We start from the raw sequence: 23,379 nt of genomic DNA, 5'->3' as shown, positions 1-23,379 counted from the left end.
TTCTCCCTACACGATATGACAGTTGATAGGATTCGCTTGGATTGATGCATAGGGCTTCCGTGGATTATTTATAGATGCCCGGCAGACTCACGTCCTCTCCCAGCCATTTTTCAGCATTCTCTGCAAACGCTTCGACCTGCCTGCCGAACTGTTCGGCAGAACGGTCAAATGTCTCCAGTTCCTTCTGCTGCTCAAAGATCACCCGGTCATGGCCGGCTTGCGTTTGATCGTGCTTGCGGCATATTGATTCAACCAGCTGTTCAAATACATTCATCGCTTTTCCCCCTTATGATGGTGTATGCATCAGAAGAAAAATTGGCAACAAAAAAACCGGACTGTATCCGGCTTTTTTTGATATTAATAGGTTCTCTTCTTTTTGCCGCATCCGCAGCCTTTTTTCTTCACTTTTTTTGAGAAAGTGGACTGATGATTGCTGGAAGCGTTCGTTAATCGGCCTTGCTGCCTTCTTTTCACTTGTCTCATTGCATTCCTTCCTTTCTCATGCTTATACGCCATTATATGAGTCTTCTTTTCATAAGTTGCCAATGATAAATCCCCATTCAATCGAGCCATTTGGACACGATCGTTTCCAGTACCCCAGCAAGGCCTGCTATGGCAAGCAGAAGAATCAGCCATTCGGCAATGGTCGGAACAAAGGCGTAAAGAACAAGCAAAAACGCGGTACACCACACACCCGTGCACCAATAACAGCTCAACAGCTCGCCGATCCACGCTCTCACGCCTTTTCCTTTCATGACAAGATACGTCTCGGTCTCTCCCGTTTTTTCGTTTTTTTCTTCAACCTCTTCGTGAAACAGGCTTCTAAACGGCGCCATGATCGTATCAAACACGACCAGCCGTGTCAGCCGAAATACCGCGATAGAAAATAGAATATATAAAAGCCAGCTTTGTATCACAGGGCTCCCCCTTTCCTGCTTCCAAATATATGCCGGAACCGCCTTCCCTAAAACAGCAAATTTGGGTGCTGAAATGTATGTTTTCCTCATTCCGCTAAGTTACCGGTCTGCATTTAATAAAGTGTGGATAAGAAAGGAGTGAAAGTTATGTCGTTTCATGAAAAAGCCGAAGCGCTGTACGCAAAAACATTTGACGAATTATACCGGGAATATGACCAGCTCATTGAAGTGATTGATTCCGAACATGTCACTGTAAACACGGCAAACATAACAGCAGCTCTCTCTTTACAAGCCACTGTGATCTCTTTGACGATTTTATCGGCTCAGCTTGCGATCGAAGACGAGGATACAGCAGACATCGTAACAGAACATGTTTTAGCCGTACACAGGCTGCAAAGCAGGAGAAGAGTCATCATCAAAGTCATCGGCAGCCGCAATGTCACCATTACGCTTTCCTCGCTGGAGATCCTGCTTTCCGTCCAAGTTTTAACCGAAGTGCTGATCGCGCTTATCACAGAGCTTGACATACTTTAAGCCTTCCTTTCTTTCTAATATTTTTTGAGAAATTGAGGTGAAAAACAATTGGCAGATCGCGAAAAGCTTAAAGCGGAAGTAAATCCGCTGACAAATACGCTTGTGCAAAATATCCTTAGAAAACACGGCGTTTCAAAAGACAATGTGCGAACGCTGTCTGAGGAAGAAAAAGAAAACATCTTAAAAATACTCGAAGATTTAAAGGCGCAGTCCGAGGCTCTCATCCAGCGGCAGCAGGAAAAGAAGAAAGAAGCGAACAATGAATCATCATCACAATCCGAAGAACGCCCGAGACGAAGAAGAGAACGTTCAGGTAAAAATAAATTAAGAGAAAAGCTGAGACAAAGAAGGCAGCAGGAGAACACCGCCCAAACCGAAGAAAAAAATGGGGATTTGGAGTAGGGTATCTGCCATATACAAGTTCGAGCCTTCAAACATTTAATAATAGTAAATGGAAGGAGGAAAACAAATGGAAACTAGACCATATTCTTGGGTTGCGCTAGATCCAGAATGCGAGCATCCGGGAACTGAGTATTATCCGAGACACCCTAAGAAACACGTTTGTGACGATTACAACTGCAAGTGCGGTAAACACGATGCATTTATCAATCAGGAGCTCGACCAGCTCAACCTGAACAAACAGCTGTCAGATGAGACAATCATCATCAAGGATTCTTGCGATATCCGAGTCTCTACAGAGGATACTCAAGTTGTCGCATCTGTTATGACTGCGGTGCAGACGGCAATTGTTACAATCGTTCTGGCAATCATTGACGATGCTGATCTTGCCGAGCTTGTATCACAAGACTTGCTGCAGGTAACAGCAAACAAGCAAACAAACCGTCAAAAATTAATTATCGACAATTCACGCGATGTCACAGTTACAACAGAAGATACCGATGTCGCCGTCTTGGTCTCTACAGCTGTCCAAACGCTTACCGTTGTTATCGCAACACTTATCGTCGGACTCCTTTAATACAAAAAAGCAGAGCCATCAAGCTCTGCTTTTCTTCATTTTTATAGACGATTACCCACACCAACAAGGGCACGGGTACATATGTTGTTAAAGACTAAAGTCAAATATCCCTATAAAAAGGAGCTGAAATCCATGAGCTGCGGAAAACATCATGGCCGGCATGAAAATTGTGTATGCGATGCAGTAGAACAAATTATAAAAGAACAGGATGCAGTTGAAGAAACATGTCCGACGAGCTGCTTCGGCAATCTGCTGAGTCCGACGGTTTCCGGTAAAGACACCATTCCGTTCCTTTTGTACGACAAAAAAGGCGGTTTATTTTCAACATTTGGAAATGTCGGCGGATTTTCAGATGATATGCAGTGCTTCGAATCGATTTTCTTCCGGGCAGAAAGTCTAAAAGATTGCTGTGCAACGCTTTCAATCCTGAGGCCTGTGGACATAAACGGCGACACATTAAGCGTCTGCCATCCTTGTGACCCTGACTTTTTCGGGCTTGAGAAAACGGACTTTTGCATCGAGGTTGACTTGACTTGTTTCTGCGCGATTCAATGTCTGTCACCTGAACTAGTTGATCGCGCAGCAGACAAAAAACACAATCAGCACCACGGTTAAAAGGTGTCGGACTGCATCAAGCCGGCCGTTATAATCGGCTTGATGCCAGTCTTTTCACGAAAGCTGCCGGCTTTCGGCAGCTCCTTTTACCAATAGAAAAGCCAGGCCGAAAAATGAATTTTTAAATCCTGAACTAGGAGGGATCATAACATGACGAAATGTTCAGCCGAAAACTGCGTGTGCGAAGCCGTTGAAAACATTCACGATCTGCAAAACGCCATTGAGGAAGAAGGCTGCCCGACAAGCTGTTTCAGCAACCTGCTTTCCCCTTCGAGACACTTAGGCGACACCATTCCGTTTATTTTATACACTTCAAAGTCTAAGCCGTTCGTAGCCTTTGGAAATGTCGGAGAGCTTCAGGCAGGCCCTTGCTTCAGCACCGTGTTTTTCAGAGTTGAAAAAATTGACGACTGCTGCGCTACATTGAGACTGTTGATTGCCTTTGATGAAAATCGCCGCGTTCTCGATTTCACAGAAGATAAAGACAAAATTTGCGATGTGTTCCGCTTGGAAAAAACAAATTTCTGCATTGAAGTGGATCTGGAATGCTTCTGTGCGATCGAATGCTTAAATCCGCAACTGATCAATCGTTCAAATTAAAAAGTCCCTGAATCGGGACTTTTTTTATCGTGTAATTTAAAAGCCGAGCGGGTGCAGGGAAGTAATACTCTCGATCGGCAGTTCCGCCGGAGCCCCTTTGCTCGACGTTTTGACAAATACGGAACCGCCTTTCTTTCCGGCGATCGTTCCTCTGTATGTCTTCCCGTCTGCTTCAATGAGGCAAAGAGTTTTCGGCATATTGCCGGGAAGGCTTGCCAAAAAGTCGATTTTCTCGGCGATGGTCATCTTGCTGAGCGGCTTTTTAATCGGTTTGACTCCTTTTTCGGACCGATTCGTCTCATCGCTAAGCACCGCTTCGGCGCCGTCCTTTTCGTCTGGCCGGACGGCTTCATCCTGCTGTTCCTTTCGCCGGGCTTTTTGTTCGGAAGCGTCGGGCTTTGCTTTCTTCTTTCTTTTAATCAGAATATCCTGCATGTTCGCTTCTGCCTTATCATAGTCCGGCTGCACAATATACATGAGCGGCTTTTGCTCCGCATCGTTTTTTCTGCTAGACATCTTGATCCCTCCGATCTGTTCATGGTATATCTATATGCAAAAAAGGAGAAATCAGAAGAAAAGAAAAAGCAATCCTTTAACGGATTGCTTTTTAGCGTTATGTTATCGCGCGATGATATGATAGCCTGAATCAACATGCAGATTTTCGCCGGTCATGCCGCGGGAAAGGTCGCTGAACAGGAAAGCAGCCGTGTCGCCGACTTCTTCCGGAGTCGTCGTGCGGCGAAGCGGTGCGCGTTCTTCGATTTCTTTTAAAATCGAGTTGAAGTCGCTGATTCCTTTTGCGGACAATGTCCGGATCGGCCCTGCGGAAATGCTGTTGACGCGGATTCCGTCTTTTCCGAGATCGCTCGCCAAGTATTTGACGCTGGCATCAAGCGATGCTTTCGCAACACCCATGACATTGTAGTTGGATACAACGCGCTCGCCGCCAAGGTATGTCAGCGTGACGATGCTTCCGCCTTCAGTCATAATGCCGCGCGCCGCTTTAGCGACCGCTGTCAGTGAGTAAGAGCTGATATTGTGTGCGAGCAGAAAACCGTCGCGGGTGGTATTTAAGTATTCTCCAGCCAAGTCTTCTTTGTTTGCGAAAGCGATGCAGTGTGCAATGCCGTGGATGACTCCGACTTCTTTTTTGATGTCGGCGAAGCACGCTTCAATTTCCTGGTCATTTGTGACATCACAAGGAAGTACGATTGAATCGTTCCGCTCCAAAGAATCGGCCAGCTCCTTGACCGATTTTTCAAGCCGCTCACCCGCATACGTAAAAATCAGTCTTGCGCCTGCATTGTGAAGCGAGCGGGCGATTCCCCAAGCGATGCTTCGTTTATTTGCTACACCCATGACGACGATATTCCGGCCTTCCAGTGATAAATTCATATGTATGAAATCCTCCTAATGATTAACATTTTATTAGTACCTGATCATAATATATAGTATCACAATTAATAGCAGGCTGACAATTTCAGAATATAAAAAGCGGCAGAGACCGTTTTTGATGTCTGCCGCGATATTAATTCATTTTTATTGCGGGACTACAGTTCCAACCCTGCATTGGATATCTTTTGATATGCAAAATGGTTGGTCGGTCCGTGGCCGGCTCCGAAATCAAGGCTGTGTGCAACCGCTTCGTGGACGAAAGCCTCAGCGATGCGGAAAGCTCCTTGAATGCCGTTTCCTTTCGCTGTTTCCGCGGTAAGAGCGGCGGCAAATGTGCAGCCTGTTCCATGGGTATTTTTCGTCTTAATATAGGTGTTCGTTTTTTCCGTGAACACCTCTCCATCGAAGAGGAGATCGGTTACTTTGCCATCTTCGGGCTGATGCCCTCCCTTGATGATAATGTTGCGGACGCCCATTTCATGCAATTCACGAGCCGCTTTTTTGCGGTCTTCCATTGTTTGAATGCTTCTCCCTGTCAGCACTTCGGCTTCGGGTATGTTCGGCGTTACCGCATAAGCAAGCGGAAGCAAGTGCCGTTTCAATGTTTCAACTGCTTCCTCATTCAATAGTGAAGCGCCGCCTTTGGCGATCATGACAGGATCGACAATCACACGTTTAAGCTCGTATGTTGCAATTTTTTCAGCAATGACCTCAATCATCTCCGCGCTCCACAGCATCCCTGTTTTCACGGCGTCAGGTTTTAAATCTTCCGCCACTGCATCAATCTGCGTGCCGAGTGCTTCCGGAGATAGCGGGTAGACGCCGTGAACCCCTGTTGTATTTTGCGCAGTGACCGCTGTCAAAGCCGTCATGCCGAAGACGCCAAGCTCCTGAAATGTTTTAATGTCGGCTTGAATGCCGGCGCCGCCTCCTGAATCCGACCCGGCGATTGTTAATGCTTTGTATATGCTCATGATGTTTGCACTCCCTTCGGCCTTTAGCCAATCCACCTGTGATATATCGTTTTCGCGCGATTGATATCGTTCGTTCCGTGAATCAAAGCGCGTCCGTCCCGAAAAATCACGAACTTAAAATCCTCCGTACGGCAAGATAATAAATAAGGATTTCCCGTCACATCCAAACCGGCTTTTTTTAATCTGGCGGCAAGCGGCTCCAGCTCCGGCGGCTGTTCCGCGGCCGGCCTGATCTGAACCGTTTGTCTGCCGCAAAGAACGGCTGCTTTTGTTTCGTTTTCAGCTGAAAGAAACGGAAACTCGCCTTTTCCGCACGTCGGACACGAGCCATGTTTAAGCGCGTCAGCCCGGACTTCAGAGCGCTCATTTGTCCAAATATCAAATGAGCGAAGCATTCCTGACGGTTCATGCCCTGTCAGCAGCTTCAGGGCATCTGTTACCTGGTATGCGGCAACCTGCTGAACAACCGGACCGATCACCCCTGCTGTGTCGCACGTCATGGTATTCGCGGGCAAATGCCCCAAAAGACAGTGAAGGCACGGCGTTTTCCCCGGAATGACGGTATATGTGATGCCATAGCTTGCGACACACGCGCCGTACAGAAAAGGGATGCCTAACTTGACCGCCGCATCGTTCATGATCAGCCGCGTTTCAAAATTATCGGTCGCATCGACGATCAGGGACGCTTTCTCCGCAAGCTCGAGCGCTTTTTCCGCGGTAACATCTGCTACAATGCCGGTCACTTGAACAGAGCTGTTGATCAGGCGCAGCCTTTTTTCGGCAGCGGCTGCCTTTGGCATATGATCAACCACATCCTGTTCCGTATAGAGCTGCTGGCGCTGGAGATTGCTCCATTCCACATAATCCCTGTCGGCAATCGTCAGCGAACCGACTCCGGCCCTCACCAGCATTTCTGCGCTGGCCGCGCCCAATGCCCCCGCACCGATCACCAGGACGCGGGCGCGACTTAATTTTTCCTGGCCGTCCGGTCCGATCGGGTGAAAAAGCTCCTGTCTTGAATACCTGCCGGTCAAATCGTCAACTTCCCTTCTTCAGGACTGCTGGCGATGCCGTAGTTCTTTTCCGGAATTCGTCCGGCAAGGTATCCGAGTCTGCCCGCTTCAACGGCGAGCTTCATAGCCTTCGCCATTTGGACCGGATCTTTCGCCCCGCTCACTGCCGTGTTCAAAAGCACTCCGTCAGCGCCGAGTTCCATTGCGTATGCCGCATCTTTCGGAGAACCGATTCCGGCATCCACGATTACGGGAACCTTAGCCTGTTCAATGATGAACGACAGGTTAAGCGGGTTGACGATTCCCTGTCCCGAACCGATTGGAGAGGCCCCGGGCATAATGGCGTGTACGCCGAGCTCTTCAAGCTTTCTCGCAAGGACGACATCGTCCGATGTATACGGCAGCACAATGAAGCCTTCTTCAAGCAAGGCTTCTGACGCCTTCAGCGTTTCTACCGGGTCAGGCAGAAGCGAACGGTCACAGCCGATCACTTCGACTTTGATCATGTCGCAAAGACCGCTCGCTTTAGCAAGCTTGGCGATCCGGACGGCTTCCTCAGCCGTTTTTGCTCCGGCCGTATTCGGCAAAAGCGTATAACGGCTTAAATCAAGCTGCTCCAAAAAATTAGGCTGAGACTCTTCAAAAATATTCATCCGTCTGACGGCAAAGGTCAGGATCTCCGATTCAGATGCACTGACAGCCTCTTTTTGAATTTCAAATGACGGATACTTCCCTGTGCCGAGCAATAATCTTGATGAGAATTGACGATCTGCGATTTTTAACATAACGGTTTATCCCCCTCCGACAAAATGAACGATTTCGATGACATCGTGTTCTTCCAGTTTGACTGTTTGATATTGGTCTTTTCCGATAATCTGCCTGTTTCTTTCAACAACGACAACACGATTTTCCAAACTGTAGGATGCGAGCAAATCGTAAATCGTGCCGCCATCATCTCTCCACTCTATTTTCCGGCCGTTGAGCTGAATGTTCACCTGTGCACAGCCTCCTTTCGATCCGCTTTAAACGCCTCGGCCCACTCTGTTTTGACCGGATTGCCGAGGATCATGTCAGCTATCATCTCACCGGTTGCAGGTGCCAGGAGGATGCCGTTTCTGAAATGTCCGGCAGCAAACAATATCCGGTCATTTTCAGGGTGTCTGCCGATATATGGATTGCCATCCCCTGTTTCCGGGCGCAATCCGGCCCAGCATTGGTCGATGTTCATGGATTCAATGTCAGGGAGCATCGACTTGGCCTTTCGGATCAACTCCTCGATTCCGCCAAGTTCCGGCTGTTCATTCCAATCCCCGGGCTTCATTGTCGCGCCGACGACAAGCTTTCCGCTATGGCGCGGAACGATGTAGCAATGATCATGGTAAAGCGTCCTCGTCAAAGGGATGCCGTCATTCCACACAGACAGGCACTCCCCTTTGACAGGATAAAAGCTTTTGTCTATGCCGATCTGTTTAAAGAAAGCACCGCTCCACACACCGCTTGCAATGACAACGTGCTCCGCCTCCGCGGTGCATGAAGCAGCAGTGACGCGGACGGTCCCCGCTTCAGATTCGATCGATAAAACGGGGGTAAACTCGAAGACCTCGGCACCGAGAATCCGGGCCCCCCTGGCAAATGCCCTGCACACTGCGGCCGGTTCGACATGGATGTCGTCCCGAATGAAATTAGCGCCGAGAATCCCTTTTCCGGCATGCGGTTCCAGCTCATATACTTCAGCGGCTTCAAGCCATTCCACTGAATCCAGTGCAGCCATTTGCATCAGGTGTTCGCGGTCGCTTTCTGAAAATGCCAGCTTTAATATCCCTCCGTCATGCTTTCTGATATCGATGCCGCTTATGTCTTTCAATTCGCCCGTCAGCCGCTGATAGGCTTTTTGGCTGGCTCTGGCAAATTCGAAAAAGGTACCGGGTTTATCGCATTCCGCATGGGCGCCGAGCATGCCCGCCGCCGCGCTCGTCGCTTTTTTGCCGACTTCTCCGCTTTCAAACACGGCCGTTTTTTTCCCCGCTTTCGCAAGATGGTAAGCGATGGATGTCCCGATGATGCCTCCGCCGATCACGATCGTATCATAGCGCTTTCTCATATGAATCTCCCTTCGCGAGACAGGCAAGCCGCGCGGCCGCCTCATCCGGTCTGTCATGAGAAAAGATCCCCGACATCACGGCGATGCCGTCTGCCATTTTGACTTCCGCCAGTCGTTGTTCGGTAATACCCCCGATCGCAATGACCGGAATGCGGACAGCCGCCTTCACTTCAGCCAGACTGAGAGCTCCTCTTCCTTTCCGGCCCTTTTTACAGTCCGTTTCAAAAATGTGGCCGAACAGCACATAATCTGCACCTTCAGTTTCAGCCTGAACCGCTTCTTCTGGCGAATGGACGGACTTTCCGATTTTCAAATGCGGAAAACGGCTCCTCACACTTTTGACGGAAAAGCCGTGTGAAGGCAGCTGAACCCGGTGAATGTGATGAAACAAAGCGATATCAACCCTGTCGTTGATGATCAGTTTCCGCTTATCAACCCCTTCTTCCGCAAGGCGGTCGATTAAACTTGATATTTCACTTACTTTTTTTGATCTTTCCCTGATATGGATAAAGTCAACGGCATTTTGAATCGAGATGATTTTTGCAGCAAGCTCTTCCACAGAGTGCTTGTCATCGGTGATCGCGTGCAGATGCAAGCTGATCCACCCCGCTTTTTGACCAGCTTTCTTTTTGGTAGGCCATATCCCAGAAGCTGTATTCGTAGAAGCTAGAGATGACGAAGTTCTCCTTCATCTTCGCGCGCGTTTTCTCATCGGCGTTTTCAGCCAGCTCATCGAAGCGGTTGATCTGTTCTGTCACAAGTTCTTTAAACCAGTCGCCTCCGTATGTCGCGATCCATTCCTGATAAACCGCGCTGTCAGGCCTGCACGTTTTTAACGTCTCACCGACGTCATAATAGAGCCAATAGCAAGGAAGCAAAGCGGCCAGTATTTCCGCAAAACTGCCGCTCACGACAGAACGGTACATATGCGATGTGTACGCATACGCTGTCGGCGACGGCTGAAACGACTCCAGTTCTTCCTTTGTGATTCCCAATAGATCGGTGAATTTCCTATGGAGCGACATCTCGGCTTCATATGTGCCTTTCGCGTGTTCAGCCATCCGGCTTGTCGTATATAAATCGCGAGCATATGCCGCACCAAAGGATTGGACTTTGGCAAAGTGGGTCAAATAGTAGGAATCCTGCATGACATAGTATTTAAATCGATCAACCGGAAGTGTGCCGTCTCCAATCCCTTGAATAAACGGATGGGCAAAACTGCCTTCCCACCATTTTGCAGCGCTGTTTCGGCATTCTTCTGAAAACTTCATTTCGAGGCTCCTCCTTCGATTCTGAACATAAAAAAACCACTTTCCCGCAAGGAAAGTGGTTTGGAATTTGCATAAATACATACTCAAATACCGTGCCACTTCCCTACGCAGGTTTGAACCTGTTCAGGTTATGAGGGTCTAAAAGTCACACTTTTATCTCAGCCCTTATCAAGGACTCCCCTAGTGGAAAACATTTCTTGTTCATTCAGTTTATACTTTTATCTTATCACGAATTGCAAAATGGTCAAGCATCAGTCTCCAAGCGTTTTTCTCAATTCCGCAATATATTCGCGCGAACCGGTGGCGATCAGCCTGTCACCCAATTGCAGCCTTGTATCCCCGTGGGGCACGATGCTGTCCACCCCGCGGAAAATTCGGACGAAGATAACATCTCCCGTAAACGGAAACTCCCTTAACAGAACACCGTCAAATCGCTCATTGCTCATATTGATCTGATACAGCGACGCATCCTGGTTCGTCAGGAGTTTCATAACGCCAGGCGCCTCGATAAGCGCGCGCAGCAGCGTTTTTGTAGAAAGCAGAATGGAGAATGTATCAATTCCGTTATCTTTCAGTCTGGATTCGGCGTCTGGAGAATCTGCGCTGGCGATAATTCTCGCGACTTTCTGCTCCTTCGCAAAAAGCGCGATCCCTGTATTGCGCTCTTCGCTGCCAGTGGCCACGACGAGTATATCCGTTTGGAAAACGCCGAATGATTGAAGCGTCTCGTATTCATAATCAGGCAAAACTTCAACATCAAACACCGGGTCCGCCAGATTTTCTTCCTTTTTTTCCTGCCGGACATGCAGGATTCTGACGTGATAATCTTCCGGAGAAAGTTCGAGCGTGACTGGCAGCGTCATTTGATTTGCGCCGATAAAGGTGATCGTCTTTTTCTCTTTTTCGCTTTCCGTTTTCGGCATTAATTTTTTAAAGCCGGTCGGTGTGATGATGCATGTAATGACAGCGACCAGAATCAGCGCGCCGGACATCTGCGCATCAATGACGCCGATGCGCTCGCCGATCGTTGTCGCCGCGATCACCAAAGAAAGCGTGGAAGTCAGGAGAAAACCGGAAGCCAGCACGGTTTTCATGTCATACCACTTTTTCAAAAACAGCACCGGAACGACTTTGCTGATTAACAGAGCCACAAACAGAAGCGGGATCATCACTAAAATTTTCGGATTGCCAAACAGTGACCAAATGTCCAATTTGACGCCTGTCATCACAAAGAAGATCGGGATGAGGAATCCGTAGCCGAATGAATCGAGCTGCTGAACGAGCTCCTTGTTCGGCGAAAGCAGCGAAACAAGCACCCCGGCCAAAAACGCGCCAAGTATGTTTTCTGCACCGAGCGACTCGGACAGCGCCACAAGTACGATGATCAGCGTAAATATCGCCCTTGTGCCGATCTGGATCGTTCCTTTTGACAGCACTTCGACAAAAGGCCGCTTTTTAAATATCCTTCCGAACAGGTATAAAACGACGCCGGCGGCAAATAAGATCATCAGCAGCCACATATTGCTGTTTTCGTCCCCGTAGATTGAGGCGAACACTGCAAGCAGAATCATCGTGACAAGATCCGCAATGACGGCGACAAGCAAAATAATCTGGCCGATATTCGTCTTCATAAGACGCTCTTCTTTCAGCGTCGGAACGACAACCCCGAGCGAAATTGTCGAAATGATCAGCGTCATTAAAAAGGCGTTGTCAATAAATCCTGCCATGACAAAGCTGTAAGAAAGGCCGAGCGATAAAATAAAGACGGCAATAAAGATGACCGAAGCCGTTTTAAATGTATTCGGCGCTTCCTTTCCGCTCGGAAGCAGCTGCTTTTTCTTTCCTTTTTCAAATGCGGAAAAATCGATTTCAAGCCCGCTTAAAAACATTAAAAAGATAAATCCGAGCATCGATAAAGTTTCGAGCCATGTATCGTGCTGGGCGACCAGATCGAACCCGCTTTTTCCGATAATAAGACCCATGATAATTTCAGCGACAACCACCGGTATGCTTAACCTGAAACGGTGCAGCAGGATGGGCGTTAAAAATGCGATAATCAGTACGACAACTAAAGATGAGACAGATGTGTGCTCCATAAACTGGTACCTCCTCTAAAACCGGTTTCCGGGTATGATTAGCGTTCCCTTTTTTAAAAATAAAAGGGACATCTTTTTAGACATTTTCATGTGGGAAAAGAACCGTCTGAACTCTTTTCTCACAGGTGTAAAAATCGATTTTAACAATGCTCGCTCAGAAAAAAAAGTAATATGCCTGATTTTCTCCGGCGAAAGTCGCTGAAGCTTTATTTATATATGGACTGGGCAATGTATATACATACGCAGACAGGAGGCAGAAAACGCATGAAATATGATGTAATCGGCGATATTCACGGGTGCTATGACGAAATGATTGCGCTGATTGAAAAGCTCGGTTACTCGCTGTCATCGGGGTTTCCCGTTCATCCGGAAAACAGAACACTTGTCTTTCTCGGGGATTTAACAGACAGAGGGCCAAAATCGCTGGAGGTCGTTGAATTTGTAGGACGGGCCGTTGAAGAAGGAGCTGTGCGATATGTGCCCGGCAATCACTGCAATAAGCTGTACCGTTTTTTCAAAGGCAATCCGGTGAAGCTGCAGCACGGGCTGGAGACGACGGCGGCGGAATACAGAAACCTTCCGAAACATAAACAGAAGGATATCAGAGACCTTTTCATGCGCCTTTATGAAAACGCCCCGCTTTATGAGATCCTGCATAACGGCGAACTTGTCGTCGCACATGCCGGCATCAAAGCGGAAGACATCGGCAAAAAGCCTGTCGGAAAAGTAAAACAGTTTGTGCTATACGGAGATATTACAGGAGAAACGCTGCCTGACGGACGGCCGGTCAGGCGGGACTGGGCCGCTCATTACAAAGGCGATCCGTGGGTGGTGTACGGCCACACTCCTGTCAAACGTCCGCGAATGATACATCATACGATCAATATCGATACCGGTTGTGTATTCGGCAACAGGCTGACCGCTTTCAGATACCCCGAACTGACAACCGAATCTGTCCCCTCTTCATTGCCTTATGATGAGTCAAGATTCCGTATGGAGCCATAAAAAAAGAGAGCTTAATTCAGCTCTCTATCAACTGACTCATATCATGCGGAACCGGCGCTTGAAACGTCAGCTCTTCCATTGTGAAGGGATGAAAAAACGTCAGCGTCTCACTGTGGAGCGCCTGCCGATTGATGAAGCCGCGGGTTCCTCCGTACAGCGTATCACCGCACAAAGGATATCCGATATGACTCATGTGAACTCGGATCTGATGGGTTCTCCCGGTTTCCAGACGGATGGAGACATCCGTCATACCGCTGAAGCGCCTGTTCACCCAAAAATGCGTCACCGCTTTTTGCCCGTCGGGGATCACCGCACGCTCGATGATGCTCGATGATTTTCTGCCGATTGGCGCATCGATCGTTCCCTGCTCTTCTGCGATCAAACCGTGGACGACCGCCCGATATTGCCGTTTGACGGCTCCCTTTTTTTGCAGTCCCGATAAAAGCGAGTGGGCGAAGCGGTGCTTGGCTACAAGCATGACACCCGATGTGTCGCGGTCAAGCCTGCTCACCAGGTGAACGGTCGCGCGGACGCCCGTCCGCTGGTAATAATGAATCAGACCGTTCGCCAAGCTGCCTGATGGATGCTCGCGCGAGGGAATCGACGACAGGCATGGCTGTTTATTTAATACGAGGACATGGTCATCTTCGAACAAAATATCAAGCGGGATTTCTTCCGGGCGCAAAGATTCGCTCATTTTTTCCGGAGGGAACTGTATGACGAGCTCGTCCCCTTTTTGAAGAACGTATCTGACCGTTACATGCCCGCCGTTTACCAAAAGATCCCCGCCGCCGAATTTGATGTCCGTCAGCATCCTTTTTGAAATGCCCAGCCGCTGGACGTATTCTTTCAAAAGAACCCCGCTGTCCTCTTCTGTTATGATCTGTTTCATCAAAAAATCGCTCACAGCAAACCTTCCTATTCTCCTTTTCCGATAAAGGAATCCTGGACCCTTTTCCAAAACGGAAACGGCCGAAAGCGGGCAAACCTGATATTTTCGTTTGCGACGCGGCATTGAATTGACTTGACGTCTTTATGCAGCAATGTCAAATGGTCAATCGCGACTTGAAACGTCACATCATTAATCGGTTTAATTAAACAAGTGTGGTGCTCAGGCAGAATGAGCGGCGATCCGACCGTGCGAAACACCCGGTTGTTGATCGACGCCATTTCAGCCAGCTGGACCGCTCTGATGGACGGATGAATAATCGCACCGCCGAGCGCCTTGTTATATGCCGTGCTTCCCGATGGGGTCGATAAGCAAAGGCCGTCGCCGCGGAACGTTTCGAAAAGTTCCCCTTTAATTTCGACATCTGTTACAAGCGTCCCTTCGATGCTCTTGATCGTACATTCGTTCAGCGCCAAATATCTCGCTTCATCGCTGCCGTCATTGTAGCGGACGATAACTTCCAAAACCGGATATTCAACAATTTGATACGGCGTTTTCGCAATCGCGATTACGAGTTTTTCAATCTCGGTCGGCACCCAGTCGGCATAAAAGCCGAGATGTCCTGTATGAACCCCGACAAAAGCCGTTTTGTCGAGGCGGCCGCTGTATTTGTGAAATGCGTATAAAAGCGTTCCGTCACCGCCGACGGAAATGACGATATCCGGCTCTTCTTCATCGCATTCAAGACCGAAGTCGAGCAGATATGTTTGAATTTTGCTTTTTAATGAATCGGAAACATCATTTCCTTTGGACGATACCGCAAACTTCATCATTCCATCTCCTTTCCCCTAACCGTCATCCTCATCCTTTTTCTTGCGTGAAAATGCCACGTGAGCCTCCTGAATCTCGCCCCTGATCTCGGACATTTCCATATCGAGCCTTGATGCTGCTTCAGAAGCTCTTTGAAGCCTTAATTTTACTTTTTCCGGAATGTTGCCGCTGTATTTATAATTTAAAGAATGTTCGATTGTCGCCCAAAAATTCATCGCCAGCGTCCGGATTTGAATTTCAACCAAAATCTGTTTTTCCCCGTTGATTGTCTGCAAAGGGTACAGCACGACGAGGTGGTAGGAGCGGTAGCCGCTCTCTTTATGTTCCGCGATATAGTCGCGCTTATCCACGACCGTGAAGTCCTTTCTCGCCAGAAGCATATCGACGACAATGCGAATATCCTCAAAAAATTGGCACATGATTCTGAGCCCGGCAATATCTTGCATGCTTTCAATGTTGTGCAGAGGAATGTTTTTCCGCTTGGCCTTCTCAAGAATACTCGGAACAGGCTTCACCCGCCCTGTCACGAATTCGATCGGCGAATGTTCCTCCTCGTATTCGTAAAGGGTCCGGATCCCTTTCAGCTTCACTTTCAGCTCTTCAACAGCCTGCCGGTACGGCGCTAAAAATTGCTCCCATTGTTTTTCGTCCATAAACCTTCCCCCAATTTCATCGCCTTTTTTTCTAGAGGAATATCCGTTTCACTCTCTCTTCCATTTCTTCGCCATAATTTGCATTATCTTTAATATTCTCTATTAAATATCCGAGCTCATCATGGAACCCGTTAAGCTCCAGCTCCGTGTTTCCGATATGTAAAAACACAGGAAGATTGGCGTCGAGGGCCGCTTTAAGATCGGACCAGATGCCTTCGTTTAAAATGACGTATTCAAAGGAATCGTCCTGTTCAAGTATGTATACAAATGCAAAATGATCGGAGTCTGTCAGCATGCGTCCGGCCGGTTTCCGCTCCGCTCCGTCATTGATTTCGCTGGTCAACACCAGCCGGTCGTTTCGCAGATTGGCTTCTGTAATCTCAATTCTGTTCTGCATAATGCTCTCCTTTACAATAAAAGTACAGATTCATTTTATCATATCAGCTTCAATATTGATAAACGTTCCTTCTCAAGAGATAATAAGGAAAATGCAATTTTACCAGCTGAGAGGATGAAAAAATTAAAGAATGAGCCAGGAACTTGAAATCGAATTTAAAAATATGCTGACAAAAAAAGAATTTGAGAAAATCAAATCATATTATCAATTTACTTCCGAGCAATTTGTTATACAAAAAAACCATTATTACGATACGTCCTCCTTTTCTTTAAAAGAAAAAGGAGCGGCTTTAAGAATTCGCGAAAAACAGCAGCGATATGTACTGACATTAAAAGAGCCGGCACCTGTAGGTCTGATGGAAACCCACCAGGAGCTGACCGGGAATCCCGAATTTGAAACGTTCACGATTCCGCATGGACCGGTATACGATCGCCTGAAGCGCCTCGGCATTCAACCGGACGAGCTCATCCTTTTCGGAACGCTTGCAACAAGCCGTGCAGAAAAAAAATTGCCGCAGGGCTTAATTGTTTTGGATCACAGCCGATACTTAATGGTAGAAGACTTTGAAGTTGAATTCGAAGTGACAGACTATGAACGCGGAAAACGGGATTTCTCTGAACTGCTGAAATCGTTCGGCATCCCTGAGCGTGAAACCAAAAATAAAATCGTCCGATTTTATGAACAAAAACTTAAAGATCAATAAGGTGGGGAAACAATGAACGTCAACCATTTGGCCGCCCTCTTGGAACTCCAGGCGATACGGTCGTTTTATCCGGCTTCAGACAGCGGTCCCGAAGATGCTGGTTTTGATTTCAGCTCGATTTTAAACCAATATTTAAGCAATGTCGGCGGTTTGGAGTCTTCACAGCCCGCGGTTGTTCCGGCCGTGTCGACAGGGTCTCAGCTCCAGGCGCCGCTGACAGCCGAAAAGCCTGCGGCAATTGCGGCCGTCCCATCTGCCGCAGCGAAACCCGTCTCTTTCGGCGGCCAAAATCAGAGCATTGACCAGATCATCAAAAACGCCGCAGAAAAATACGGAGTCGATGAGAAGCTGATTCATGCCGTCGTCAAGCAGGAATCGCGCTACCAGGAAAAAGCGGTCAGCCCGGCCGGCGCCATGGGCCTGATGCAGCTCATGCCGTCAACGGCGAAAGCGCTTGGCGTGAATAACGCTTTTGACCCCGTACAAAATATAGAAGGCGGAACAAAATACTTAAAGCAGATGCTCGATAAATACAGCGGGAATGTGAACCTCGCATTAGCGGCCTACAATGCCGGACCGGGAAATGTCCAAAAATACGGAGGCATTCCCCCTTTTAAAGAAACGCAAAATTATGTAAAAAGAATCACCTCAAATTACTATGCTTAAGCCGGAAAGGATGCTTTCCGGCTCAGATTGTTGACAAAATCCCAAAACGACTTTTAGTTTTGGGATTTTGTCATCCTTTCAGCGTGATTGAAAACCCTTGCAGTCTAGGAAGGCCGAGCATCGGAGCGGAGCGAATGTTGGAATTCGTGAGCACCGACGCGCGGGCCTGACAACGAATGCGAGGGTTTGTCGACACGCTGAGCTGGAAAGGATGCTTTCCGGCTTTTTTTGTCCGCATTTACTTCCTCTTTGATCCTCCCGGTATTAAAAATACACATTTAAGAAGCGAATATGATATGATATTTGAAACAAAATCAGCGATTTTCGCCCGCAGGCAGAAGTCGGTTTGTTTGTAGAAATGGAACGAGGTTGCTAAAATAAGTATATACAATCGTGAAATAATAAATGATGCACAAGATAAATATTTTTTTGCGATAGGAATCGGTATATTTTCCTATTAGCCATATTAAAAGGAGTAGTCAACATGGGACAATCGTTTAACGCACCTTATGAAGCGATTGGAGAAGAGCTTCTATCGCAACTTGTTGATACTTTTTATGAGCGTGTAAAGCGGCATCCGCTGCTCTACCCGATTTTTCCGGACGACTTAACGGAAACGGCAAGAAAACAGAAGCAATTTTTAACGCAATATTTAGGCGGTCCGCCGCTTTATACAGAAGAACACGGACACCCGATGCTGAGGGCGCGGCACCTGCCGTTTCCAATCACACCGGAACGGGCGGACGCATGGCTTTCGTGTATGAAAGAGGCAATGGATCATGTCGGTTTAAAGGGCGAAATAAGGGAATTTCTTTTTGAAAGGCTGACATTGACAGCCAGACATATGGTAAATCAGCCTAAAATGGAGGATGGTTCACATTGACACTAAATCAGCGTGACCAATTTTTCTCCCATTGCCATGGACATCCGCAAAAACCGATGGAAATTTATATGTTTGTCGACCCTTTGTCTCCTGAATGCTGGGCTTTGGAGCCGGCGATCAAAAAGTTGAAAATCCGCTACGGCCGTTTTTTCACACTAAGGATCATCGCCGCATGCAGCATCACAGCGCTGAACGTTCAGAAACGTAAAAAGCACCGCCTCGCAGAGGCATGGGAAAAGATCGCATGCAGATCAGGCATGTCTTGTGACGGGACGCTCCTGCATGACAAAGCGCTCTCCGCACCATACCTCGCTTCACTCGCTTTAAAAGCGGCGGAACTGCAAGGCAGAAAAGCAGGGCTGCAGTTTTTGAGATGCATGCAGGAAAGCCTGTTTCTCAATCGGCAGGATATCACCGAAGAACAGGTGCTGCTGGCGATCGCAGAGCATACACAGCTCGATCTGGAGGAATTTAAAAGGGATCTTCATTCGCAGAGCGCCGTGAAAGCCCTGCAATGCGATTTGAAAATCGCTGCCGAAATGGAAGTGGCATCTGTCCCGACTCTTACGTTTTTTAACAGTCTCCGCGAAGGAGAAGGCTTAAAAGTAACCGGAAATTATTCATACGAGATTTACGAAGAAGTATTGTTTGAGATGCTCGGCGATGAGCCGAAGCCTTCGCAAACACCTCCGCTCGAACTTTTTATCGAATACTTTCAATTTGTAGCCGACAAAGAAATTGCCGTCGTTTACGACTGGACGCTGGAAGAGGTGGAACGGGAAATGAAAAAGCTCGCGTTCGCCCGCAAAGTCGAAAGAGTGGAAGCGAAACACGGCATGTTCTGGCGCTATATAAACGGACATCATGATGCTGGACCGCTTTATCAATGCGAAAAATAGCACGGGTTTCTCCCGTGTTTTTTTTCGCGCTAAAACGAACGCACGTTCCTTTTTGAAGCAGTAAGAAACCGCGCCGGGATAAGCGCGGTTTCTAATTATGTCTTAACGACAACAAAGGGGATGGGAGAAATTTTTCACGGTCAAACAAAGGGGTAAATGTTTGTTTGTGATCAATTTCACATCTTTATAATATCAAATCATGTCGAGTTTTGACAACTGATTTCATTAGTTTTCACATTTTTGTCACAAAAACATAAAAAATAGATGTCCATCATATGATCAAAGTAACAAAGAAAACGAGCCCGCCGCACGTTGCCATACCGCGATTTATGCGAACTGGCGCCCGGTTTTGCTGCCTTTTTGCGCCTCGTCTCCCCCTGTGAAATTTTATCAGTCCTTAGGAGGGTTTTTATGCTTCAGATCATTTTAGGACTTGCATCAATATTATTTTTTTTCGTCTTGAATATTTTAGGTTTGATGAATATGTTTCCCCTTTATATTACGTCCCCTCTCTTATTTATATCAATCCTTTTTACGCTCAGCCGCCTCAACCACCGCAAAACATTTAAAGGTTTTTGACCTCATCGCGAACAAGGCTGCCGGTATGACCGGCAGCCTCTTCTATATACTCGCCTATTATGAATGATTGACTTTTTGCAAAAGTTCTTCCATTTCGTTCAGCTGCTCTTCAAACTTTTTGCACGCAGCTTCGATCGGCTCCGAAGATGTCATATCAACACCGGCTTTTTTCAGCACTTCAATCGGATAATCCGAGCTACCCGCTTTCAAGAACTCAATATAGCGGTCAACAGCCGATTTGCCTTCTTTTAAAATCTGCTGACTGAGTGCCTGAGCTGCACTGAAGCCTGTCGCATACTGATACACATAATAATTGTAATAGAAATGCGGTATTCTTGACCACTCAAGACCGATTTCCTTATCAATCTCAATATTGTCACCGAAATATTTCTTATTCAAATCATAGTAGATGCTCGTTAACAGCTCAGGTGTCAGCGGTTCCCCTTCCTGGGCTTTGCTATGGATCTCATGTTCAAATTCGGCAAACATCGTTTGTCTGAAAACCGTTCCTTTGAAGCCTTCAAGCATATGATTCAAAATGTAGAGCCGCTGTTTTTCATCGTCGATTGTATTCAGCAAGTATTCTCCCAAAAGTGCTTCATTCGTCGTAGAAGCTACTTCGGCTACGAAAATGCTGTAGTTTCCGTACGGGTAAGGCTGATATTTTCTCGTATAGTAGCTGTGCACGGAATGGCCGAATTCATGGACGAGCGTAAACAAATTATTGACGTTGTCCTGCCAGTTCATCAAAATATACGGATTGGTTCCGTAAGTTCCTGAAGAATAAGCGCCGCTGCGTTTTCCTTTGTTTTCATACACATCGACCCAGCGGTTGTTCAATCCTTCTTTCAGGATGGATGAATATTCTTCCCCTAAAGGCGTCAAACCTTTTAGCATATAGTCCTTGGCCTGCTCGTAGGTAACTTTCATTCCAGAGTCCTTTACCAGCGGAGTATACAGGTCATACATGTGTACTTCATCAAGCTCAAGCACTTTTTTTCTAAGCTCAACATAGCGGTGAAGAAGCGGGAGATGCTTGTTGATCGTGCTGACAAGATTGTCATAGACTTCTTCAGGAATGCTGTTTCGCGACAAAGCAGCTTCCCGCGCCGATTTATAATGTTTAACCTTCGCATAAAAGTTGTCTTTTTTCACAGCTCCGCTGAGCGTGGAAGCGAGCGTGTTTTTAAAGCGGCCGTATGTTTCGTAAACCGCCTTGAATGCCGCGCGGCGGACATCGCGGTTCTCGCTTTCCAAAAAGGTGACATAATTGCCGTGTGTGAGCTGTACCTTTTCTCCATTTTCGTCGGTGATCTCCGGAAATTCCATATCAGCGTTATTCAGCATGCCGAACGTGTTGGAAGAAGATGAAAGAACATCAGACGCTTCGGCCAAAATTCCTTCCTCCTCCTCGCTCAGTACGTGAGGACGCTCTTTATTGATTTCTTCGAGAGCATGCGAGTAAAGCTTTAACTCCTCTTTTTCCAGCAGGAACTGCTGAAGCTTTTCTTCCTGAATCGATAGTATTTCCGGCACCATGTAGGCCGTTGCGCTCGCTGCCTGGGTATAGAGGTTGGCCGCTTTATCATTGAGACCTTGGTAAAAAGAATTTCCAGTATCCTGATCATAGCGCATGTGAGCGTAAGTATACAGCTTCCCGAGACGCTCCATCACCTTATCCTGATAAGTCAGCGCTTCATATAGATCATCGGCGGAATGGCCGAGCCTGCCCTTGAATTCGGAAAGCTTGGGCAGCAGTTCTTTAACGGCTTGAAATTCCTCGCTCCAAGCATCATCTGACGGGAAGATATCCTCAAGTCTCCACGTGTCTTCTTGCTCCACCTCTTCTCTTGAAGGCAGTTTCTTCGATTTTTTTTCTTCAGCCACTGTCAATCCCCTCGCTTTCTTTACTCCAAGTCCATTGTTGTCCAATAAACTTGTATTGTGTTTATCTTCTGTTTTTTCACCGTCTTTTGTCAAATCATATGCGAAAAAAAAGACGCAAAATCCCGCCGTTAAAAAATAAAATACATATCTTTTGATCTGAAACAGTCCGGACACCACCTTCCTTTCTTTAGGTTGAACGAAAGGCTTGATAATCATTCGGAAAAATAATGTTCGTCCCTTTTTAACAGCGCCTCCAGCCGCGGCTCCTGAGCAACAGGACCCGCGGAATAATAAAATTCCTCTTTCCTCTCCAAAAATCCTTTTTTATGCAAAAAACAAATGTATTCACAAACGGCATCAGCAGCCGTTTGCTGCCCGCTCCATCTGAGCTTCAGCCTTTTGCCCTTGACGAGCCAGTCCATATAATGAACCGCAGACTGCAGGCGAAACGTATCATGCTTCGTTATAAATAAGAAAAGGTACCCTTGCCACACATAAACCGGGTGGGCAAAAATATAGCCTGACGGCACCGGGAGAAAGACTTCTGAGGGGAAAAACGGGAGCGGGAGCCGGTACTTTTCATAAAAGAGCGCGGCCATCTGCTTCGCTTCTTTTGATAAAAAACGCACGGTCGACATTCGAAAGCTGCGGATGTTTTCTTTCCAACCTTTAAGCTGGAGAGGCGAACAGTTTTCCCATGCGGTTAAATCATGCCAGCCTGCTTCAGCAAGTGGGAGAAAACGCAAGGATGCGGATGTTTTGTTTGTTTGAAAGGGAATCAAGTGTTCGAGGATGATGAAAGCCTTTTGTTCGGGGCAAAAAAACAGGAGCTTAGGAGGCTTATCCCTTTTCTGAGCGAACTGCCAGTGAAACCCTGAAAGCTGAAAAAAACTCCTCGTCAAGCGTCTTACCCGGTTACCGCCCAGAATCCACAACGGCTCGATTCCCAGTTTGAGAAAGCCGTCCGTTCTTTTTCGGTACGCTGCCGCATCGAGATTCGCACATTGAAATTCAACTGCAACCTGGCGGGTTCCGTATTCCAGAAGCAAATCGGGCCTTTGTCTGATCTCTTGCAAATACGGTTCAAGCACTGGGCGGAAGCCTTGTCTGCCGAGCCATTCGTACAACAGCCGTTTTCCTTTCAGGTGATAGGAGCTCTCCGGTTCATGTTGCACCGGACATGCTGCACCCGGCTTATTAGCGAAGTGCGGGAGCTTGACGGCACCGACTTTCAGGTCGAGTTCACACCGGCAAACCGGACAGTAAAATAAATGTCGTTTTCTCAATCGCTTGAGATCTTCGGTTTTGTATCCGTCGGCAAGACAGATGATCTCTTCTTGATCGATCATTGCACTGAACATATTGTCTCTCTCCTTCCTGTTTGATCAAGTATTCAACATGCGCGGAAGCTTTCCTTTTTTTGAAAACGCTTCAAAATCAGGCCGATTTTATATAAAGTAGTATTATAGAACTCGAAATTTTTAGAAAAGGAGTT

Annotated in this window: 31 protein-coding genes and 1 riboswitch; of the genes, 11 read left to right on the top strand and 20 right to left on the bottom strand. The window is 47.3% G+C overall.

Features of this window, described 5'->3' with window-relative positions; all coding sequences use genetic code 11:
- Window positions 1–64: 64 nt before the first annotated feature.
- The 3 genes from M1D59_RS06610 to M1D59_RS06600 form a co-directional block, all read right to left on the bottom strand.
- Entirely contained in the window at window positions 65–274 is a 210-nt protein-coding gene (locus M1D59_RS06610; RefSeq protein ID WP_020450964.1) for a hypothetical protein, read from the bottom strand.
- Window positions 275–357: 83 nt separating this feature from the next.
- Complete coding sequence (locus M1D59_RS06605) at window positions 358–483, bottom strand: hypothetical protein (protein WP_254926386.1); 126 nt, start codon at window positions 481–483, stop codon at window positions 358–360.
- 77 nt (window positions 484–560) lie between these two features.
- On the bottom strand, window positions 561–917 hold the full coding sequence (locus M1D59_RS06600; RefSeq protein WP_003180704.1) for a DUF1360 domain-containing protein: 357 nt from the start codon (window positions 915–917) through the stop codon (window positions 561–563).
- A 147-nt stretch (window positions 918–1,064) separates the two neighbouring features.
- Here M1D59_RS06600 and M1D59_RS06595 point away from each other — a divergent pair, with 147 nt between their 5' ends.
- From M1D59_RS06595 to M1D59_RS06575, 5 genes are all read left to right on the top strand, one after another.
- Entirely contained in the window at window positions 1,065–1,451 is a 387-nt protein-coding gene (locus M1D59_RS06595; RefSeq protein WP_020450962.1) for a spore coat protein, read from the top strand.
- Between the two features lie 48 nt (window positions 1,452–1,499).
- Window positions 1,500–1,853 carry a hypothetical protein gene (locus M1D59_RS06590; protein ID WP_003180698.1) on the top strand — a complete coding sequence of 118 codons (354 nt, stop codon included), beginning with the start codon at window positions 1,500–1,502 and terminating at the stop codon, window positions 1,851–1,853.
- A gap of 67 nt (window positions 1,854–1,920) precedes the next feature.
- Entirely contained in the window at window positions 1,921–2,427 is a 507-nt protein-coding gene (locus M1D59_RS06585; RefSeq protein ID WP_003180696.1) for a spore coat protein, read from the top strand.
- Window positions 2,428–2,559: 132 nt separating this feature from the next.
- Complete coding sequence (locus tag M1D59_RS06580) at window positions 2,560–3,042, top strand: CotY/CotZ family spore coat protein (RefSeq protein WP_003180694.1); 483 nt, start codon at window positions 2,560–2,562, stop codon at window positions 3,040–3,042.
- A gap of 150 nt (window positions 3,043–3,192) precedes the next feature.
- Window positions 3,193–3,642, top strand: coding sequence for a CotY/CotZ family spore coat protein (locus M1D59_RS06575; RefSeq protein WP_023856676.1), 450 nt, complete (start codon window positions 3,193–3,195; stop codon window positions 3,640–3,642).
- A gap of 36 nt (window positions 3,643–3,678) precedes the next feature.
- Here M1D59_RS06575 and M1D59_RS06570 read toward each other — a convergent pair whose 3' ends face one another.
- The 10 genes from M1D59_RS06570 to M1D59_RS06525 all read right to left on the bottom strand — a co-directional run bounded on the left by M1D59_RS06570 (window position 3,679) and on the right by M1D59_RS06525 (window position 12,492).
- Window positions 3,679–4,158 (bottom strand): CotO family spore coat protein, encoded by a 480-nt coding sequence (locus M1D59_RS06570; RefSeq protein ID WP_080131326.1) that lies wholly within the window; start codon window positions 4,156–4,158, stop codon window positions 3,679–3,681.
- A gap of 102 nt (window positions 4,159–4,260) precedes the next feature.
- Window positions 4,261–5,037 (bottom strand): enoyl-ACP reductase FabI, encoded by a 777-nt coding sequence (gene fabI, locus M1D59_RS06565; RefSeq protein WP_003180687.1) that lies wholly within the window; start codon window positions 5,035–5,037, stop codon window positions 4,261–4,263.
- 155 nt (window positions 5,038–5,192) lie between these two features.
- Window positions 5,193–6,011 carry a bifunctional hydroxymethylpyrimidine kinase/phosphomethylpyrimidine kinase gene (thiD, locus tag M1D59_RS06560; RefSeq protein ID WP_105979038.1) on the bottom strand — a complete coding sequence of 273 codons (819 nt, stop codon included), beginning with the start codon at window positions 6,009–6,011 and terminating at the stop codon, window positions 5,193–5,195.
- Between the two features lie 23 nt (window positions 6,012–6,034).
- Window positions 6,035–7,045 carry a thiazole biosynthesis adenylyltransferase ThiF gene (locus M1D59_RS06555; RefSeq protein WP_020450958.1) on the bottom strand — a complete coding sequence of 337 codons (1,011 nt, stop codon included), beginning with the start codon at window positions 7,043–7,045 and terminating at the stop codon, window positions 6,035–6,037.
- On the bottom strand, window positions 7,042–7,809 hold the full coding sequence (locus M1D59_RS06550) for a thiazole synthase (RefSeq protein WP_020450957.1): 768 nt from the start codon (window positions 7,807–7,809) through the stop codon (window positions 7,042–7,044). The genes M1D59_RS06555 and M1D59_RS06550 overlap by 4 nt, the downstream gene beginning before the upstream one ends.
- 6 nt (window positions 7,810–7,815) lie before the next feature.
- Window positions 7,816–8,019 carry a sulfur carrier protein ThiS gene (gene thiS, locus M1D59_RS06545; protein WP_020450956.1) on the bottom strand — a complete coding sequence of 68 codons (204 nt, stop codon included), beginning with the start codon at window positions 8,017–8,019 and terminating at the stop codon, window positions 7,816–7,818.
- Window positions 8,016–9,125: a glycine oxidase ThiO gene (gene thiO, locus M1D59_RS06540; RefSeq protein ID WP_458117892.1), complete on the bottom strand. Its 1,110-nt coding sequence runs from the start codon at window positions 9,123–9,125 to the stop codon at window positions 8,016–8,018. Before thiO ends, thiS begins: the two co-directional genes overlap by 4 nt.
- Window positions 9,109–9,720, bottom strand: a complete 612-nt coding sequence (tenI, locus tag M1D59_RS06535) for a thiazole tautomerase TenI (RefSeq protein WP_023856672.1) — start codon at window positions 9,718–9,720, stop codon at window positions 9,109–9,111. Before tenI ends, thiO begins: the two co-directional genes overlap by 17 nt.
- Window positions 9,695–10,396, bottom strand: coding sequence for a thiaminase II (gene tenA, locus M1D59_RS06530; protein WP_224145945.1), 702 nt, complete (start codon window positions 10,394–10,396; stop codon window positions 9,695–9,697). Before tenA ends, tenI begins: the two co-directional genes overlap by 26 nt.
- Window positions 10,397–10,479: 83 nt before the next feature.
- Window positions 10,480–10,588, bottom strand: a riboswitch (TPP riboswitch).
- A 59-nt stretch (window positions 10,589–10,647) separates the two neighbouring features.
- Window positions 10,648–12,492: a monovalent cation:proton antiporter family protein gene (locus tag M1D59_RS06525; RefSeq protein WP_020450952.1), complete on the bottom strand. Its 1,845-nt coding sequence runs from the start codon at window positions 12,490–12,492 to the stop codon at window positions 10,648–10,650.
- Window positions 12,493–12,756: 264 nt separating this feature from the next.
- On the opposite strand from M1D59_RS06525, the gene prpE reads away from it, so the two are divergent.
- Entirely contained in the window at window positions 12,757–13,497 is a 741-nt protein-coding gene (gene prpE / locus M1D59_RS06520) for a bis(5'-nucleosyl)-tetraphosphatase PrpE (RefSeq protein WP_020450951.1), read from the top strand.
- Window positions 13,498–13,513: 16 nt separating this feature from the next.
- Here the strand turns inward: prpE and M1D59_RS06515 are convergent, their stop codons facing one another.
- The 4 genes from M1D59_RS06515 to M1D59_RS06500 are packed head-to-tail and all read right to left on the bottom strand — an operon-like array spanning window position 13,514 to window position 16,267.
- Window positions 13,514–14,389, bottom strand: coding sequence for an RluA family pseudouridine synthase (locus M1D59_RS06515; protein ID WP_020450950.1), 876 nt, complete (start codon window positions 14,387–14,389; stop codon window positions 13,514–13,516).
- A 26-nt stretch (window positions 14,390–14,415) separates the two neighbouring features.
- Window positions 14,416–15,216: an NAD kinase gene (locus M1D59_RS06510; protein WP_023856668.1), complete on the bottom strand. Its 801-nt coding sequence runs from the start codon at window positions 15,214–15,216 to the stop codon at window positions 14,416–14,418.
- 18 nt (window positions 15,217–15,234) lie between these two features.
- Window positions 15,235–15,870, bottom strand: coding sequence for a GTP pyrophosphokinase (locus M1D59_RS06505; protein WP_003180661.1), 636 nt, complete (start codon window positions 15,868–15,870; stop codon window positions 15,235–15,237).
- A gap of 31 nt (window positions 15,871–15,901) precedes the next feature.
- A complete protein-coding gene (locus tag M1D59_RS06500) occupies window positions 15,902–16,267 on the bottom strand; it encodes a UPF0738 family protein (protein WP_003180659.1) in 366 nt (121 codons plus the stop codon).
- Between the two features lie 130 nt (window positions 16,268–16,397).
- Between M1D59_RS06500 and M1D59_RS06495 the strand changes: the two genes are divergently transcribed.
- A complete protein-coding gene (locus tag M1D59_RS06495) occupies window positions 16,398–16,970 on the top strand; it encodes a CYTH domain-containing protein (protein WP_020450948.1) in 573 nt (190 codons plus the stop codon).
- Window positions 16,971–16,982: 12 nt separating this feature from the next.
- Complete coding sequence (locus tag M1D59_RS06490; RefSeq protein WP_020450947.1) at window positions 16,983–17,636, top strand: lytic transglycosylase domain-containing protein; 654 nt, start codon at window positions 16,983–16,985, stop codon at window positions 17,634–17,636.
- A 70-nt stretch (window positions 17,637–17,706) separates the two neighbouring features.
- Here M1D59_RS06490 and M1D59_RS06485 read toward each other — a convergent pair whose 3' ends face one another.
- On the bottom strand, window positions 17,707–17,874 hold the full coding sequence (locus M1D59_RS06485) for a hypothetical protein (protein WP_155121653.1): 168 nt from the start codon (window positions 17,872–17,874) through the stop codon (window positions 17,707–17,709).
- A 246-nt stretch (window positions 17,875–18,120) separates the two neighbouring features.
- Between M1D59_RS06485 and M1D59_RS06480 the strand changes: the two genes are divergently transcribed.
- The 3 genes from M1D59_RS06480 to M1D59_RS06470 all read left to right on the top strand — a co-directional run bounded on the left by M1D59_RS06480 (window position 18,121) and on the right by M1D59_RS06470 (window position 19,997).
- Window positions 18,121–18,519 (top strand): globin domain-containing protein, encoded by a 399-nt coding sequence (locus M1D59_RS06480; RefSeq protein ID WP_003180652.1) that lies wholly within the window; start codon window positions 18,121–18,123, stop codon window positions 18,517–18,519.
- Window positions 18,516–19,418, top strand: a complete 903-nt coding sequence (gene spxH, locus M1D59_RS06475; protein ID WP_003180650.1) for a protease adaptor protein SpxH — start codon at window positions 18,516–18,518, stop codon at window positions 19,416–19,418. Before M1D59_RS06480 ends, spxH begins: the two co-directional genes overlap by 4 nt.
- Window positions 19,419–19,829: 411 nt before the next feature.
- Window positions 19,830–19,997: a hypothetical protein gene (locus M1D59_RS06470; RefSeq protein ID WP_023856663.1), complete on the top strand. Its 168-nt coding sequence runs from the start codon at window positions 19,830–19,832 to the stop codon at window positions 19,995–19,997.
- 57 nt (window positions 19,998–20,054) lie between these two features.
- Here the strand turns inward: M1D59_RS06470 and pepF are convergent, their stop codons facing one another.
- Entirely contained in the window at window positions 20,055–21,884 is a 1,830-nt protein-coding gene (gene pepF, locus M1D59_RS06465) for an oligoendopeptidase F (RefSeq protein ID WP_458117891.1), read from the bottom strand.
- Between the two features lie 212 nt (window positions 21,885–22,096).
- Complete coding sequence (locus tag M1D59_RS06460) at window positions 22,097–23,245, bottom strand: competence protein CoiA family protein (RefSeq protein ID WP_458117890.1); 1,149 nt, start codon at window positions 23,243–23,245, stop codon at window positions 22,097–22,099.
- Between the last annotated feature and the right edge of the window lie 134 nt (window positions 23,246–23,379).

The sequence above is a fragment of the Bacillus sp. PK6-026 genome, from assembly GCF_054161455.1.
This window is presented reverse-complemented; position numbering and strand designations above follow the sequence as displayed.

Bases quoted from the DNA above. Each gene is read 5' to 3' on its own strand.
- M1D59_RS06610 (WP_020450964.1), bottom strand. From the start codon at position 274: ATGAATGTATTTGAACAGCTGGTTGAATCAATATGCCGCAAGCACGAT.
- M1D59_RS06605 (WP_254926386.1), bottom strand. From the start codon at position 483: ATGAGACAAGTGAAAAGAAGGCAGCAAGGCCGATTAACGAACGCTTCC.
- M1D59_RS06595 (WP_020450962.1), top strand. From the start codon at position 1,065: ATGTCGTTTCATGAAAAAGCCGAAGCGCTGTACGCAAAAACATTTGAC.
- M1D59_RS06585 (WP_003180696.1), top strand. From the start codon at position 1,921: ATGGAAACTAGACCATATTCTTGGGTTGCGCTAGATCCAGAATGCGAG.
- M1D59_RS06580 (WP_003180694.1), top strand. From the start codon at position 2,560: ATGAGCTGCGGAAAACATCATGGCCGGCATGAAAATTGTGTATGCGAT.
- M1D59_RS06575 (WP_023856676.1), top strand. From the start codon at position 3,193: ATGACGAAATGTTCAGCCGAAAACTGCGTGTGCGAAGCCGTTGAAAAC.
- M1D59_RS06570 (WP_080131326.1), bottom strand. From the start codon at position 4,158: ATGTCTAGCAGAAAAAACGATGCGGAGCAAAAGCCGCTCATGTATATT.
- fabI (WP_003180687.1), bottom strand. From the start codon at position 5,037: ATGAATTTATCACTGGAAGGCCGGAATATCGTCGTCATGGGTGTAGCA.
- thiD (WP_105979038.1), bottom strand. From the start codon at position 6,011: ATGAGCATATACAAAGCATTAACAATCGCCGGGTCGGATTCAGGAGGC.
- M1D59_RS06550 (WP_020450957.1), bottom strand. From the start codon at position 7,809: ATGTTAAAAATCGCAGATCGTCAATTCTCATCAAGATTATTGCTCGGC.
- thiO (WP_458117892.1), bottom strand. From the start codon at position 9,125: ATGAGAAAGCGCTATGATACGATCGTGATCGGCGGAGGCATCATCGGG.
- tenA (WP_224145945.1), bottom strand. From the start codon at position 10,396: ATGAAGTTTTCAGAAGAATGCCGAAACAGCGCTGCAAAATGGTGGGAA.
- M1D59_RS06525 (WP_020450952.1), bottom strand. From the start codon at position 12,492: ATGGAGCACACATCTGTCTCATCTTTAGTTGTCGTACTGATTATCGCA.
- prpE (WP_020450951.1), top strand. From the start codon at position 12,757: ATGAAATATGATGTAATCGGCGATATTCACGGGTGCTATGACGAAATG.
- M1D59_RS06515 (WP_020450950.1), bottom strand. From the start codon at position 14,389: ATGAAACAGATCATAACAGAAGAGGACAGCGGGGTTCTTTTGAAAGAA.
- M1D59_RS06510 (WP_023856668.1), bottom strand. From the start codon at position 15,216: ATGAAGTTTGCGGTATCGTCCAAAGGAAATGATGTTTCCGATTCATTA.
- M1D59_RS06505 (WP_003180661.1), bottom strand. From the start codon at position 15,870: ATGGACGAAAAACAATGGGAGCAATTTTTAGCGCCGTACCGGCAGGCT.
- M1D59_RS06500 (WP_003180659.1), bottom strand. From the start codon at position 16,267: ATGCAGAACAGAATTGAGATTACAGAAGCCAATCTGCGAAACGACCGG.
- M1D59_RS06495 (WP_020450948.1), top strand. From the start codon at position 16,398: ATGAGCCAGGAACTTGAAATCGAATTTAAAAATATGCTGACAAAAAAA.
- M1D59_RS06490 (WP_020450947.1), top strand. From the start codon at position 16,983: ATGAACGTCAACCATTTGGCCGCCCTCTTGGAACTCCAGGCGATACGG.
- M1D59_RS06485 (WP_155121653.1), bottom strand. From the start codon at position 17,874: ATGCGGACAAAAAAAGCCGGAAAGCATCCTTTCCAGCTCAGCGTGTCG.
- M1D59_RS06480 (WP_003180652.1), top strand. From the start codon at position 18,121: ATGGGACAATCGTTTAACGCACCTTATGAAGCGATTGGAGAAGAGCTT.
- M1D59_RS06470 (WP_023856663.1), top strand. From the start codon at position 19,830: ATGCTTCAGATCATTTTAGGACTTGCATCAATATTATTTTTTTTCGTC.
- M1D59_RS06460 (WP_458117890.1), bottom strand. From the start codon at position 23,245: ATGTTCAGTGCAATGATCGATCAAGAAGAGATCATCTGTCTTGCCGAC.